General features: G+C 56.2%; 11 protein-coding genes and 1 pseudogene. 4 read left to right on the top strand and 8 right to left on the bottom strand.

The window, feature by feature from the left end:
* Window positions 1-237: pseudogene (locus O2N63_RS13670) on the top strand (hypothetical protein); the annotation flags it as partial.
* A gap of 79 nt (window positions 238-316) precedes the next feature.
* On the opposite strand, the gene O2N63_RS13665 reads toward O2N63_RS13670, so the two are convergent.
* The 5 genes from O2N63_RS13665 to O2N63_RS13645 all read right to left on the bottom strand — a co-directional run bounded on the left by O2N63_RS13665 (window position 317) and on the right by O2N63_RS13645 (window position 5,960).
* Complete coding sequence (locus O2N63_RS13665; RefSeq protein WP_271054832.1) at window positions 317-1,123, bottom strand: crotonase/enoyl-CoA hydratase family protein; 807 nt, start codon at window positions 1,121-1,123, stop codon at window positions 317-319.
* A gap of 83 nt (window positions 1,124-1,206) precedes the next feature.
* Complete coding sequence (locus O2N63_RS13660; protein ID WP_271054831.1) at window positions 1,207-2,853, bottom strand: BCCT family transporter; 1,647 nt, start codon at window positions 2,851-2,853, stop codon at window positions 1,207-1,209.
* Window positions 2,854-2,924: 71 nt separating this feature from the next.
* A complete protein-coding gene (locus O2N63_RS13655; protein ID WP_271054830.1) occupies window positions 2,925-4,031 on the bottom strand; it encodes a dimethylsulfoniopropionate demethylase in 1,107 nt (368 codons plus the stop codon).
* Complete coding sequence (locus O2N63_RS13650; protein WP_271054829.1) at window positions 4,032-5,657, bottom strand: AMP-binding protein; 1,626 nt, start codon at window positions 5,655-5,657, stop codon at window positions 4,032-4,034.
* A 117-nt stretch (window positions 5,658-5,774) separates the two neighbouring features.
* Window positions 5,775-5,960 carry an acyl-CoA dehydrogenase family protein gene (locus O2N63_RS13645; protein ID WP_271054828.1) on the bottom strand — a complete coding sequence of 62 codons (186 nt, stop codon included), beginning with the start codon at window positions 5,958-5,960 and terminating at the stop codon, window positions 5,775-5,777.
* A 102-nt stretch (window positions 5,961-6,062) separates the two neighbouring features.
* Here O2N63_RS13645 and O2N63_RS13640 point away from each other — a divergent pair, with 102 nt between their 5' ends.
* Entirely contained in the window at window positions 6,063-6,947 is an 885-nt protein-coding gene (locus O2N63_RS13640; protein WP_271054827.1) for a LysR family transcriptional regulator, read from the top strand.
* 472 nt (window positions 6,948-7,419) lie between these two features.
* On the top strand, window positions 7,420-7,905 hold the full coding sequence (locus O2N63_RS13635) for a flavodoxin family protein (RefSeq protein ID WP_271054826.1): 486 nt from the start codon (window positions 7,420-7,422) through the stop codon (window positions 7,903-7,905).
* A 91-nt stretch (window positions 7,906-7,996) separates the two neighbouring features.
* Here the strand turns inward: O2N63_RS13635 and dld are convergent, their stop codons facing one another.
* From dld to O2N63_RS13615, 3 genes are all read right to left on the bottom strand, one after another.
* Window positions 7,997-9,679 (bottom strand): D-lactate dehydrogenase, encoded by a 1,683-nt coding sequence (dld, locus tag O2N63_RS13630; RefSeq protein WP_271054825.1) that lies wholly within the window; start codon window positions 9,677-9,679, stop codon window positions 7,997-7,999.
* A gap of 14 nt (window positions 9,680-9,693) precedes the next feature.
* Complete coding sequence (locus O2N63_RS13625) at window positions 9,694-11,760, bottom strand: TRAP transporter large permease subunit (protein WP_333780737.1); 2,067 nt, start codon at window positions 11,758-11,760, stop codon at window positions 9,694-9,696.
* Window positions 11,761-11,912: 152 nt separating this feature from the next.
* Window positions 11,913-12,965 carry a TRAP transporter substrate-binding protein gene (locus tag O2N63_RS13615; protein ID WP_271054824.1) on the bottom strand — a complete coding sequence of 351 codons (1,053 nt, stop codon included), beginning with the start codon at window positions 12,963-12,965 and terminating at the stop codon, window positions 11,913-11,915.
* A gap of 302 nt (window positions 12,966-13,267) precedes the next feature.
* Between O2N63_RS13615 and O2N63_RS13610 the strand changes: the two genes are divergently transcribed.
* On the top strand, window positions 13,268-14,038 hold the full coding sequence (locus O2N63_RS13610) for a FadR/GntR family transcriptional regulator (protein WP_271054823.1): 771 nt from the start codon (window positions 13,268-13,270) through the stop codon (window positions 14,036-14,038).
* Window positions 14,039-14,059: the final 21 nt, after the last annotated feature.

The raw sequence follows: 14,059 nt of genomic DNA, 5'->3' as shown, positions 1-14,059 counted from the left end.
ACTGGCCACCTGGCGGCCCAAAGCCTGATGGGCAGCAATGTCATGACGGCCTTCCTCGTGTCTGGGGTCCATACGCTGGCCATGACGCTGGCAGGCGGGGTGATCGCCATTGTCATCTATCTGTGGCTTGGCCTGAAATTCCTGTCCAAGACCTGGTTCAACCTCGACATTATTTGGGCGTTAAGCCTTGTGGTGGTTGGTGTGTTTGGCGTCATGTTTGCCTATCTGGGTCACTGAATATCAACCAAGTCGCTAATTCGGTCTGAGCGACTGATCCGTGTTTGAGCGTTTTCTGACCCAGATGTGGTTCTCGACTTCAGCTGTTGGGCCGAACCCTTGCTGCGGTCTTTTTCGCAAAAGCATCAAGGCGCTCGCGCGCCGCTGGCTGAGTGTTCACGACGCCCGCGATAACGGCTTCGGAATAGGCCGCATCCAAAGCAGACATGTTTTGCATATGGCTGACGGCCGAGCAGATGGCAAAGTTGGATAGAGGCAGGTTGGCGGCGGAGTTTCGGGCCAGCTCAAGGGCCTTGTCCAGGCTCGATCCGGTTTCGAGATACTGCACCAGTCCAACATCCATCGCTTCCTGTCCTTGATAGACGCGTCCGGTCAGCATCATATCAATCATCCGGGCCTTGCCGACCAAGTCGGTGACCCGGATCGTCGCGCCACCCCCGGTGAACAGCCCACGCTGGCCTTCGGGCAGCGCGAAGTAGGCGGTTTGATCTGCGACGCGGATATGGGCTGCGCTCGCCAGCTCCAGCCCGCCGCCGACAACTGCACCATGCAGCGCGGCAATGATCGGAACACCGCCATATTCCATTTTGTTGAAGGCCTCGTGCCAACGCATGCAGACGTGCATGAAATCGGCAGGGCTACGATCTTTGTCGTGATGTTCGATCAGGTCCAGACCTGCGCAAAAGTGATCACCCGCCGCCGTTAGGACAATGGCTCGCGCTCCCAGTCGCGGCGCCTTTGAGAACAGTTCAATCAATTCCTCGATCGTGGTCTCGTCAAGCGCATTGCGTTTTGAAGGGCGGTTTAGGGTGACGACCCAAATCCCATCGCCGTCCTGTTCAACGGTCACATTGGAAAAGGAGGAGAGGGGCTGTTGCTGAGACATGTGGGCCAACTTTGGATCTGTTGCGTAGTATTATTGCCTAGTAATAGGTCAGGGCGGGCTCTTGCAAGCCCGCCCAATTTTTATCATTCCTCGACGTGGACGCTTTGCACCCCAAGGTTTTCGCGGCGGCCATCGCGGACGATGCCCTTGATCAAAGCAACACCCATCAGAGCCATCACAAAGCTGAAGGGAAGCGCGCCGATAACCATCGCCGTCTGAATTGCGCCCAGACCACCGACGATCAGGAGTGCTCCGACAACCAGTGCCAACGCCACACCCCAGAAGATGATATGTGGGCGACGTTTTGGCCCTTCATTTCCGCCGGAGTTGATCGTGTTGACGATCAGAACAGCGCTGTCTGCGGAAGTGACCAGATAGGTCAGAAGCAAAACAACGACGATCACTGCCATAACCCAAGCAAAGCCGCTCGACAGGATCACGTCCAGCATGGCGAACAGCTGTGACTGCTGCCCAGCACCAGAAATCGCGTCACCGGCGCCGCCATTCAGCGTCAGGTCGATTGCAGTACCGCCAACGATTGTGAACCAGACGAAACACATAACCGATGGGATGATAATGGCACCCAGCACATATTCGCGAACAGTCCGCCCGCGCGAGATACGCGCAAGGAACACGCCGACGAACGGTGCAAAGGCAATCCACCAAGCCCAGTAGAAGACGGACCAGCCGCCTTGCCAACCGGCAAGTGCGTCCCCGGTTTCGGTGCCATCCGGGCGCCAAACCTTGAACAGCAACCCTGGCAGAGCAACGACATAGTCGAACAGGCCAACGAACAGTGCTTGCAGACCGAACAAAGCCGACCCGAAAATCAGGAAGAATGCCAGCAAGAAGAAGCTGAGACCCATGTTGATGTTCGACAGCCATTTGATGCCTTTGCCAACGCCAGACAGGGCAGACAAAGTCGAGGCACCCATGATGATCAGCAGGGCGAATATGATGGCGCTGGTGGTTGCTTTGCCGTCAGCATTCAGCAGCCAGTCTCCAACACCGATCCGGTGCATGCCGGCAACGAATTGCTCAACCCCGAAACCAAGCGTCTGGGCGACGCCAAGAACGGTAGCAACAACCGCAACAATATCAATGATATGCCCCAATGGACCCGACAGGCGTGAGCCGAACAGCGGTGACAGCCCAGAACGGATGGTCAGCGGCAGGTTGCGGCGATAGGAAAAGTATCCCAGCGAAAGGCCGACCAGCGCATAACATGCCCAGGCCGAGAAGCCCCAGTGCAAGAACGACCATTTATAGGCGTTGCGCACATTCTCAGCGGTTGACCCTTCGGCCAGACCCTGAATCACTTCGGGGTTGTTGGCAAAGTGATACATCGGCTCTGCGGTGGCAAAGGTCAGCATGCCAATGCCGATCCCGGCACCGAACATCATCGAGAACCAAGAGAAGTTCGAAAACTCGGGCTCATCGCCCGGCAGGCCCATCCGCAGCCGCCCCGTCGAGGGCAGGATCGCAAGAACCACGCAGACCAAGATGAAAAACGCCACGACCCAAATGTACCAGGTTGCGAAATTGGCCAGAAGGAAGCTGTTCAGCCCGTTCAGGATACCAGCTGCGTTTTGCGGGAATGCCACGGCCCAAATGATCAGCGCGCCGATCAGGATTTTGGCCGTGATGGTCACGTCTTTGCTAAAACCATCGTAAAAGCCGCCATCGGCGACCTTGATGGGCAGTTCCATAAGTGGTGGCTCATTTGCCATTTTGTTCTCCTCCATTCTTCAGATTGAATTCGTCGCTGCCTGACCGCGATTGAGCGGACAGGCAGTCTGCCTCAGGCCCAGAAGTTTTCCTTCACAAGCGCGCTGCGCGAGCCTTCTGGCGTCTCTACGGTCAACTCGGTGCCATCCTCCCAGTGGCCCGCGTCAACCATGCCGATTGCGACATTGGTCTCGAAATCCGGCGACCACGCCGCCGAGGTAACCTGCCCAACACGCTTGCCGTCTTGCATAAGTGGCCAGGCGGCACGCGCTGGAACCAAGGGTGTTCCGGGGATCGAAATCGCGCGGACCTGGCGGGCAGGGCCCTCTGCAAGTTCGCGCGACAATGCTGCATGGCCGATGTGATCGTTCCCTTCGGCAGGTTTACAGAACTTGCCCAGCCCACATTCCAGCGGCGTGTTGTCCATTGTCATGTCGTTGCCATAGCTCAACAGCCCGCCCTCGATCCGTTCGATCAGGTTCGGACAGCCAGGGCGCACGTTCAGATCCTTGCCGGCCTCGAATAACGCGTTCCACAGAGGCATGCCGTGTTCGGCGCCCTCAACGTAGATTTCAAAGCCGCCCTGCTTCGAATACCCCGAGCGGGCAATGATGAAGGACGTATCCTTGAAGGGCAGTCGCTTGTAACGGAAGAAGCGGATCTCGTGGATTTCCGGCCCAAACACCCGCTCCAAAAGGTCATTTGCTTTCGGACCCTGTACTGCCAATGGGGACACATCCGGTTCGAAAACACGGACATCCAGTCCCTTGCCCACGGCCAGCCCCTTGACCCAAAGAAGCAGATCACTGTCGGCAATTGACACCCACCAGCGGGTGTCACTGTGTTTGATCGCAACAGGATCATTCAGCATCTTGCCGGTTTCGTCGGTGATCGGCACATAAAAGCACTGGTCCGACTTCATCTTGCCAAGATCACGCGGTGTCAGCATTTGCATCAGGCGGGACGCATCCGGCCCGTTCAATTCGATCTGGCGTTCCACCGATACATCCCAAACCTGCACATGCTGTTTGAGGTGTCGATAATCGAATTCCACGCTTTCGAATACCGTTGGCAACAACATCCGGTTGTAGACCGTATAGGAGGTGACGCCAGCGGTTTCGACACCGGGAGTAAAGGGGGTCGAACGCAGACGGCGCGAGTGTGAGATAGTGTAAGCCATTCAGGTACTCATGGATTTTGCGGCTTCGCGAAGCTGAAACTTCTGGATCTTGCCGGTGGAGGTTTTGGGAAGGTTTTGGAAAACAACGGCTTTGGGTGCCTTGAAACCTGCAAGGTGCCCGCGGCAGAAAGCGATGATCTCGTCTGCAGAGGTTTGTGCCCCGGAGCGCAGCTCGACGAATGCGCAAGGCACCTCACCCCATTTTTCATGCGGCATGGCGACGACGGCAGCGGCCTGAACCGAGGGGTGACGATAGAGTGCGGCTTCCACTTCGACCGATGAAATATTCTCACCACCCGAGATGATGACATCCTTCAGTCGATCACGGATCTGCATATAGCCATCTGCATGTACAACCGCTGCATCGCCCGACCAGAACCAGCCGTTTTCAAAGGCTTTCGCCGTGGCTTCGGGGTCCTTGTAGTACCCTTTCATCACCGTGTTGCCGCGCACGCCGATCTCACCCTGCGTTTCGCCATCACGGCGAACGGGCTGGCCGGTTTCGGAATCGATGACCGATACGGCTTCGACCATGGGCAGGGCTATGCCCTGTTGTGCCTGAAGTTCGGCCTGCTCGCGGGCGTCGAGGTCGCCCCAGCTCTCTTGCCAGAGACATTTCGAGATATGGCCATAGGTCTCGGTCAGCCCGTAGACCTGCATAACGTCGAGGCCCATGCTGCGGGTTTTTTCCAGAACCGAAGGCGGCGGAGGGGCGCCAGCGGTCAACACCTTGATCGGCGGCTCGAACGCGGCCGTTTCCCCGGTTTCAGCCTCTGCGAGCATCTGCAACACGATGGGAGCGGCGCCAAAATGGGTCACGCCGTGCTGCCGGATCGCGTCGAGGATAAGGTCTGGGGTGGGTGTCCGGGTGAAGACCATAGTCCCCCCCAGCATGGCGATCACCCAAGGATGGCCCCAACCATTGCAGTGGAACATCGGCACGACGGACAGATAGACCGGGTAATGCGGCTTTTTCCACGCCGCCACGGTGCCAAGCGCCATCAGATAGGCGCCGCGATGGTGATAGACCACGCCCTTAGGCCGCCCCGAGGTGCCTGAGGTGTAGTTCAGGGCAATCGCGTCCCACTCGTCGTCGGGCAAACCGATGGTTCCAACAGGGTGCCCTCGCTCCAACAGATCCTCGTATGTTGATCCACCGAGAGTGTGCGTGGTTGGTTGGTTGGGGTCTGTGATCTCGATGACAGGGATTTCTCGGCCCAGAGCCTCGAATGCACGGGTCAGAAGCGGGATCAGTTCCCGGTCCACGATCACAAGTTTCGAATCCGCATGATCGAGAATGTAGGCGATCGTTTCAGGCTCAAGCCGGGTGTTGAGCGTATTGATCACCCCACCGGTTAAGGGAAGCGCGAAATGCAGCTCGAACAGCTCGGGGATATTCGGGCACAAGACAGACACGGTGTCCCCTTTGCCGATCCCCGCAGACATCAGCCCGCTTGCTACCAATCGGACGCGCGATGCCATGTCGGTCCAGCTCCGCTTGATGTCTCCATAGATCACTGCAGTACGGGCACCGTGCAGGGCTTCGGCTCTGCTCAGAAACGACACGGGCGACAATGGCACATAGTTGGCTGCTGTTTTTGGGAACTGCATATAGTTCTCTTGCATGATCACTCCTCCCTTTTGATCAACGCGGGGTGTCCGGCTGGGGTCAGCTTTCGCCGAACCCCTCTGGAATGGGCACATCAGGGAGGCCTCGCGCCCGTACCTGCAATTTGTGACCGATCACAGCGACAGCCCCAGGACACCGAATTCCTCCGGCGCATAAAGCCCGGTCAGCCCCAATGTGGTTGCTTTGTCGGAGGCTTCGCGTGGCCAGATCCTTACCTCGTTCCATGCGTCCACATCAGGTTTGATCACCTCATCATGGGCGCGGGCGGAAGCGAGAAAGGCTTCGATCTGTGCGGGCATGAGGCCTCCTAGTCCTATGAACACGCTCTTGGTAGGATTAATTATTTTGAAATTGAGTTTTGTGATATAAGGAAAAAATCACGAAATGGATAAAATAATTTTATGGCCGAAAATCTGCCCACCCTAAAAGGTCTGCGTGCCTTTGAAGAAGCGTTCCTTCTCGGAAGTTATACGGCTGCCGCCAAGAAACTGAATGTGCAGCAACCGGCGATTAGTTACCAAATCAAGCGCTTAGAGGAAGATCTGGGCGTCGCTCTCTTTGTCAAGGAAGGGGGACGTCTTGTGCCGACGTCTGCGGCCAATGACCTGTTCGAAACGTTGAGCCATTCATTCGACGCCATTCGCAGAACATCAAATAGATTGCGCCAGGCGTCAGAAGATTCTGCCTTCACCATCGCCACATATCCAGGGATCGGGACCTATTGGCTTTCGTCAAAGCTGACGATTCTGTCCAAAGATCTGGCGGTTCCAGTGAAGGTGATCACGCTTGTAAAGGATGCTGACATTCTTAAAGAGCAGGCGGATTGCCTAATCCTTTTCGGCAATGGCGATTGGCCTGGTTTCGACGCACGATTGCTGATGACCGAAGCTGTTTGCCCGGTTGCGGCTCCTGATCTGGTCGAGAAATTCCAGAAGGCTCCAATCGAAACCGGGAAGGCCGAGCTTACGATTATCGATCAAGAAGATCCAGAAGCGCGCTGGATTGGTTGGGAGGAATGGCAAAGCCAAACCGGCGATAATACCCTGCAATCAACCGAACGGATGACAGTCAATGATCATGGATTCGCCCTGCATCTGGCTTTGACCGGCGCAGGGGCAACATTGGCCTGGCTGGGTGTGGTCGAGGAACTGCTGGCCGGCGGCAGCTTGGTGCCACTGTCGGATAAGATTGCGAAATCCGAAGCAGGGTATTGGCTGGTCGGTCGCCCGGAGTTTTTTGACACAAAAAGAGGGCGGGCAGTCCTGAAAACCCTAAAAGCATCGTAGTTCGGACGGGTCCGCCATTCTTGGCGCTCTACGAATAGGAACTTTCAGAAGCCATTCAAACAGCTGCTTTCTGGCATTGACCTATCCAAGGAAACCTTTGACCTGCGAGGCAACTCAATTTCTTTGTTGCCCTATGCATGATGAAGGCCTTTCACCTGAAAACTCTGGAGAGATCTAATCTCGCCTCCAATTGGCTTTAACCCATTCGGTTTGCAGAAAGGTTAAGTGTTCATTTGGGGCCGTTCGGGAACTTTGCTCGTTTCAAGTCGAGAGCGTATTTTGGCGCGTCTGTGATTGATCGCTTAGGGAATGACTTTGACTTCCTGTAGGCCGTGGAAGATTTCGTCATTGAGTAGTTCGTCGCGGAAGCGGTCAATTGCCAAATAGATCTTAGTAAGGACGCGGCGCATTATTCATCCAACACCGATGCGCGCTGATAGACGACATCTTGGGTCATTGATATGATCTGTTCATGCCCCATCTCCTTATCATCTATCATTCTCGCACCGGTGGCAGTCATCAGATGGCAAAAGCGGCCGCGAACGCTGCTCAAGAGGAGATTGAAGTGGTCATGTTGCCCGCCGATAAGGCTGGGCCCGGGGACCTGCTGGCGGCAGATGGGTATATATTCTGTGGTCCAGAGAACCTTGCTGCCATTTCCGGAGTGATGAAGGACTTTTTTGATCGCAGCTACTATCCCGTCCTGGGGCGGATTGAGGGGCGTCCATATGCGGTAATGGTTTGTGCAGGATCAGATGGTGAAAATGCGGTGAGGCAGATAACTCGCATCGCCACCGGATGGCGCCTGAAAGAGGTTCAGCCCTCTCTGATTGTCTGCACCCATGCGCAGACACCTGAGAAAATCATGGCCGAAAAGACGATCCTCAGGGAGGATCTGGAAAAATGTCGAGACATCGGCATGGCCCTTGGTGCTGGCATCGCCATGGGGGCGTTCTGACTACGCCCTGCCCCTTAACAGATCGTGATAATTGCGCGTTTCCCGATCCTCATCAGCGCTCGTTTTCTTTTCTATCGTGTCGCTGCCCATGTCAGGCATAGTTCTTTTTACGCGACATTTTTCCAATCCCCGGGTTCATCGAATTGGTCGGGTCTACTGACTTGTAGAACGCCGCAAGGTCCGGCTTGGCCGCGTAAAGATGCCCCACGTTGTGTTCAGCCGGATATTCCGCACCACGAGCATCAAGAATCTTCAGCATCGCTTCTTTCAGAGCCTTCGGGTCGGCGCCCTTCTTAACGATATAGTCCTGATGCAATACGTGGCACATGAAATGCCCGTAATAGAGACTGCTGACCAGTTGACCACTGATCTCTGGGGGCAGTTCCTCAAACCACTCCCGGTCATTGCGGCGCAGTGCGATATCTAGCGCGATGATCTCTTCCACTTCAGCCCGGTGAACATTCATGTAGCGCACTGCAGCGCCCGCCGCCGCAAAGCGATGCAGCCCCGCCATCTTGGCTTCGCGCGGGTTGCATTCAAAGAATTCGAGCTGAGCGGTGCTCGCCATCTCAGCCAGAAGCACCTGTGCCTCGGCAATTCCGCCATCGCGCATTTTCAGGATCAGATGATGTGGGTGTTTGGCGCGGAAAGAACGCATCCGCTTTGGCAGAATATCCGGCCAAATCCGGGCAAGGGCCTGCATGAACCGGTCAGTGAAATTCGCCATCCCCGGCACATTCGACAGCCGCGCATCCACGGCACCTTTCATGGCAAAGAACATCGGCAGCCGGTCCGTGCCCAGCTTGTCGATCATCACCATCGTATCCTTACCGTAGCGATCCGAGAGGTCGAACACCTCTTCATGCATATATTCCGCGGACACGGGCAGCGTGTCGAAATCAGCGAGGATCCGGCGTCTGAGTTCGGTCAGCGCGGCAGTGTCCCTGGTGCCGATATAAAAGGTGCGTTCGGCATCATTCATCGGATAGGTATCAAGCCGTACGGCAAATACTGCAAGCTTCCCCGCACATCCCGCCGCCTCGTAAAGGCGCGACATGTCGGCATTGAACCGCGCGGGCGTATCCGCATCCACATTGCGCACACGGCGGGCATAATCCGTGTCTGACGCCTTGCGGTTCGAACTTTCCAGATCATCGGGTGAATACTCTCCGCGCTCCAGCCGGGTCAGGATCTCTTCCGGTGTGTTCCCAAGCGCAATGCCGAGATGGTTAACCAGCTCCAGCTGCCCATCTTCTGTGATCCGCGCATAGAGCGACAGCTCGGTATAAGAGGGGCCGCGCTCGACCAGAGAACCACCGGAATTATTGCACACGCCCCCAACGACCGACGCACCGATGCAGGACGATCCGATCACCGAATGGGGTTGGCGCTTAAGCGGCGCGAGCAATTTTTCCAGCGCAAAAAGCGTTGACCCCGGAAAGGAAATCACCTGCTTACCGTCCTTGATCAACTGCAACCCATCCATGCGCCGCGTGTTGATCAGAACCACATCGCGATCATAGCTGCCCTTTGGGGTCGATCCTTCGGTCAGCCCGGTATTGGCCGCCTGCATGATGACGATCTTATCTGCGGCGACACAGGCCTGAAGGATCTTCCATTGTTCAAGCAACGTGCCCGGCTGCACCACAGCCAGCGCGTCCCCTTCCCCCGATCTAAACCCTTTGCGGAACCGAGCTGTTCGCCGGGCGCCGGTCATCACATGCCGCCGCCCGCAGATCTTCTGCAATTTCTGGATAAGGTCTTGATCACTCATAGGATCACCCTTCCTCAATAGGCGACCGATGGCAACCATGTGGCCAGCGCCGGCCAGAGGAAGACGAACATGAGACCGAGAAGCTGAAGAATAACGAAGGGGATGATGCCCTTGTAGATATCGGTCAACTTGATCTCAGGCGGGCAGACCCCTTTGAGATAGAAGAGCGCAAATCCAACCGGCGGCGTGAGGAAGCTTGTTTGCAACGTCACCGCCACAAGGATCACAAACCACACCAGCGCAGGTTCATCGATCGCCCCAAAGCCCGGAATGTCCAGACCCAGCGCGTTCACAATGGGACGCATCAGCGGCAGCACGATCAGGGTGATCTCGATCCAGTCCAGAACAAAGCCCAAGAGGAAGACAATGAAAAGGATCATGAAGACCGTGCCGTTCGGTCCAAGGCCCGCGCCATGGATCATATCTTCAATCAGGGCGTCACCACCCAATTCGCGCAGCACATAGCTGAATACAGTCGCGCCGAGGAAGATCGCAAAGATATAGGCGGTGGTGTTGAAGGTCGCCTTGAGCACATTGACCAATTTGCGAAGGGTCAGCTTGCGATAGCCAAGCGCCAGCAGGGTCGCGCCAAGGGCACCCACACCTGATGCTTCAGTCGGCGTGGTGAGGCCCGCAAAGATCGAACCCAGCACAGCGAGGATCAGGCCCAGCGTTGGCAGAACGGCAATCAGCACATCCTTAACCGCATCCCAATCCGGGCGCTTCGCCCCTTCAGGCACCGGAGCTACATCGCGTTTGATCAGCGCAATCACAAAGATATAGGTCAGGTAGAGACCTCCAATGATCACACCGGGAAAGACCGCTGCCATAAAGAGGTCACCCACGGAAAGCGCCATCTGGTCGGCCATGATCACCAGCATGATTGAGGGTGGAATGAGGATACCCAACGTACCAGATGCAGACACAACACCGGCGGCCAGAGAGGGGCTGTATTTCTGCTCCATCATCGATGGCAGCGACAGCACACCCAAGAGCACAACGGAAGCGCCGATGATCCCGGTGGACGCTGCAAGGATAATCCCGATCATCGTGACCGTAATCGCCAGCCCTCCGCGCACGGTGCCAAACAGGCGCTGCATTGCGCCCATCAAACGTTCGGCAACCCCACTTTCATCCAGCATCAGCCCCATGAAGATGAACATCGGAAGCGCCACCAGAACCGCATTCGACATCGTGGCGTAGACCCGGTTTACCACCGCGCCAAGGGTCAGATAATCAAGCCCGGTCAGGGTCTCTTCCAGCCCGGTCCAGTTCATCATCCCATTGTCGAAAAGATAGGCCAGCCCGCAATAGGCCACACCAACTCCGGCCAGCGTCCAGGCCACCGGGAAGCCGGTGAACAAAAGCGCGATAAAGGTGAGGAACATGGCGATGACCAGCTTTTCCTCGGTGCTTTCCACCAAGAAGGTCAGCGCCGTCGCAAGCACGGCAAATCCCACCAGCGCCCAAAGGATCAGGCGCAGATCCTTGCCCATCCGCTCGTCCGCATAGTTGGTCAAAAGCGCGTGGCCGTCATGCACAAGACGCGCAATGGCTGCGAGTGCCAGCAGGATGAAGCTGACCGGGATCACCGCTTTCAACGCCCAGCGGGCTGGCAGGCCGGTCGGACTGTCCGAACGTTCATTCACGCGCCAGCTTTCGTAGAAATAATCGTAACCCTGATCAATCATCAGATAGATAAAAGGCACCATCAGCGTCAGGATCCCGATCATCTCGATCACCCGCTGGGCGCGGCGCGAAAGCTGCATATGCAGGATATCGACCCGCACATGGCTGTCGGTGACCAGCGCATAGGAAATGCCGATCATGGTGACCAACCCGTAGAAATGCCATTGGATTTCATCAAGCTTGGGGAAGTTCACATTGAAGAGATAGCGCAGGCTGACTTGCGTCACAATGGCGGCCACCAAGAGAAGATTGACCCACATCACGACATTGCCGACCCCTTTGACCGTCTTGTCGATGGAAATCGCCAAAGCCTGGGTGTCGCGCTCCTCGTGTTCAAGGATATGCTCGTAGACGTCAATGGGATCGTCGGTATTGGGGATGTTCTGGGCCATGGGTTCCTCCTCAGAAGCTGGCGCCAATTGGGCACGGATCGCGGGGCGGAAAAGTCACAAACAAAGGGATAAAAAGTGCGCGGCAGGAAGTGTGCCGCGCAAAGTGTGAGGGGCGGATAAGGTGGGTGTCCGCCCCTCTGCGCAAGAATGGGTTACTTGCGCGGGAGGAAGGCGTTTTCTTTCCAGATGGCATAGCCGTCACGGAACTCGGTCAAATCACCCAGAACTTTTGCAAAGAAGGCGTCATTGGCAGCTTCTTCCTTGGCCACAGCGTCCCAGTTTTCGCGGAAGGTGGCGAGCATATCGTCATTCCACTTTTTGATGGACACACCGTTGTTCTCAACGTTGTCGATCAGGGCAGCGTGCTGGATGGCCTCACCTTCGGCAAAGCTGTCGGTCATCGAGGCCTTGCATGCGTTTTCGATGATCGCCTTGTGCTGGTCGCTGGCGTCGTTCCACACGTCCTTGTTCACAAGCAATTCAAACACGGTGGCCTGCTGGTGCCAGCCGGGGAAGTAGTTGTATTTGACCAGCTTGTGGAAACCAAGACGGGCGTCAATGGCCGGCATCGAAAACTCGGTCGCGTCGATCGCGCCTTTTTCCAGCGCCGGGAAGATCTCGCCACCAGGCAGAAGCGAGGTTGCCACGCCGAGGCGTTGCATCACCTTGCCGCCCAGTCCAAAGAAACGCATCTTCAGGCCATCCAGATCACCGGGGCTGTTGATCTCCTTGGCGAACCAGCCGGAGGTTTCCGGGGCAATGACGGCGCAGGGCAGAACCTTCACGTTGAAACCGGCCTGATCATACATTTCCTGATACAGGCTCATGCCGTTGCCATAGTAAAGCCACGCCATGTATTCACCGGCTTCCGGGCCAAACGGCACGGCAGAAAACAGGGGGGCAGCGGGGATTTTACCCGCCCAGTAACCGGCAGTGGTGTAGCCGGAGTTGATCTTGCCCGACGATACAGCGTCGAGGATCTCGAACGGCGGAACCAGTTTACCCGGCTCATAGACTTTCATCTTCAGGGTGCCGCCTGACATCAGGTCAAGCTGTTCGGCCACGCGCGGAATGGGCGACCCCAGTCCTGGCAGTGACGTCGAGAACGCGATTGGGGTTTTCAGAAGCAGTTTGTCAGCAAATGCTGCAACCGGTGCGGTCAGCACGGTGGCGGCAATCGCCATCGATGTCAGGGTCTTTTTCATATGTCTCTCCTCCAGAGTGCGAGCAGTCCGCCTCCACGGCTGCATTCGGTGCCAAGGGCATCCCGTATGATGGTCAATATTATTTACCACTGACTCATGTCAATAATTTAATTTACCAGTTAATGTGATTATTCCCATCAGTTGGCCATCGATAATTCCAATAAAGTCGCTGCAATAATTGCAGATTTCTTGAATAAATCATTTTCTATCAAGAATTTGCAGAATTCTGCTGCAACCCTTGTAATGATCGGATCCAGTGGTAAAGATAAGTGACAACCAATTCTTGCGCGCGGAGCTGAGCCATGGGTGACACAAGTCCATTTGACCGGGTTGGTCACGAATCAATCTCCGAAGCGGTCGTCGATCAGATTGAGCAAATGATCGTCGACGGGATCCTGAAAGAAGGACGAAAGCTGCCGTCAGAACGCGAGCTTGCCGAGGCTATGGGTGTGTCCCGTCCAAAATTACGAGAGGCCCTCCAAGTTCTAGAAGACCGTGGACTTGTCCACGTGCGCCACGGGGAGGGAACCTATATTGCCACGCTGTCTGGCCGCGCCATGTCTCCAGCAATGCTTGCGCTCTACGCTCGCCATGGCAGCGCCTTTTACGACTATCTCGAATACCGTCGCGAACAAGAAGCCTTTGCAAGCCGCCTCGCTGCCCAGCGGGCAACTGAATCTGACAAGGAGCGTCTGGCCGATATTCTGAAAGCCCTGCAAGAAGCATGGGAATCTGGAGACGCAGAGACAAGCCAAGAGGCCGATCTCGCGCTTCACGTCGCGGTCGTGGATGCCAGTCAGAATACCACGCTCATTCATATGATGGCGTCCATCTATGATCTCACCCGACAGGGCCTGTTCTATAACCGTAAGTTTCTACGCACCATGGATGGATCAGGACGCAAGCTGTTGGATCAACACCAGGAAATAGTCCAATCAATCCTGGACGGCGACCCGGACCGCGCCGAAAACGCCGCGCGGGAGCACCTGAACTTTGTTGAGACAAGTTTCCGGATTGGACAAGAGCAAAGTGAACGCGAAGAACGCGCCGCAAAGCGGCGCAAACTTGCTTAAACATTTGCGGCTCGCAATAGT

The sequence above is a fragment of the Aliiroseovarius salicola genome (assembly GCF_027891095.1).
GTDB lineage: Bacteria > Pseudomonadota > Alphaproteobacteria > Rhodobacterales > Rhodobacteraceae > Aliiroseovarius > Aliiroseovarius salicola.
Note: the sequence above shows the minus strand (reverse complement) of the source record. Positions and strands in the feature narration are given on the sequence as shown.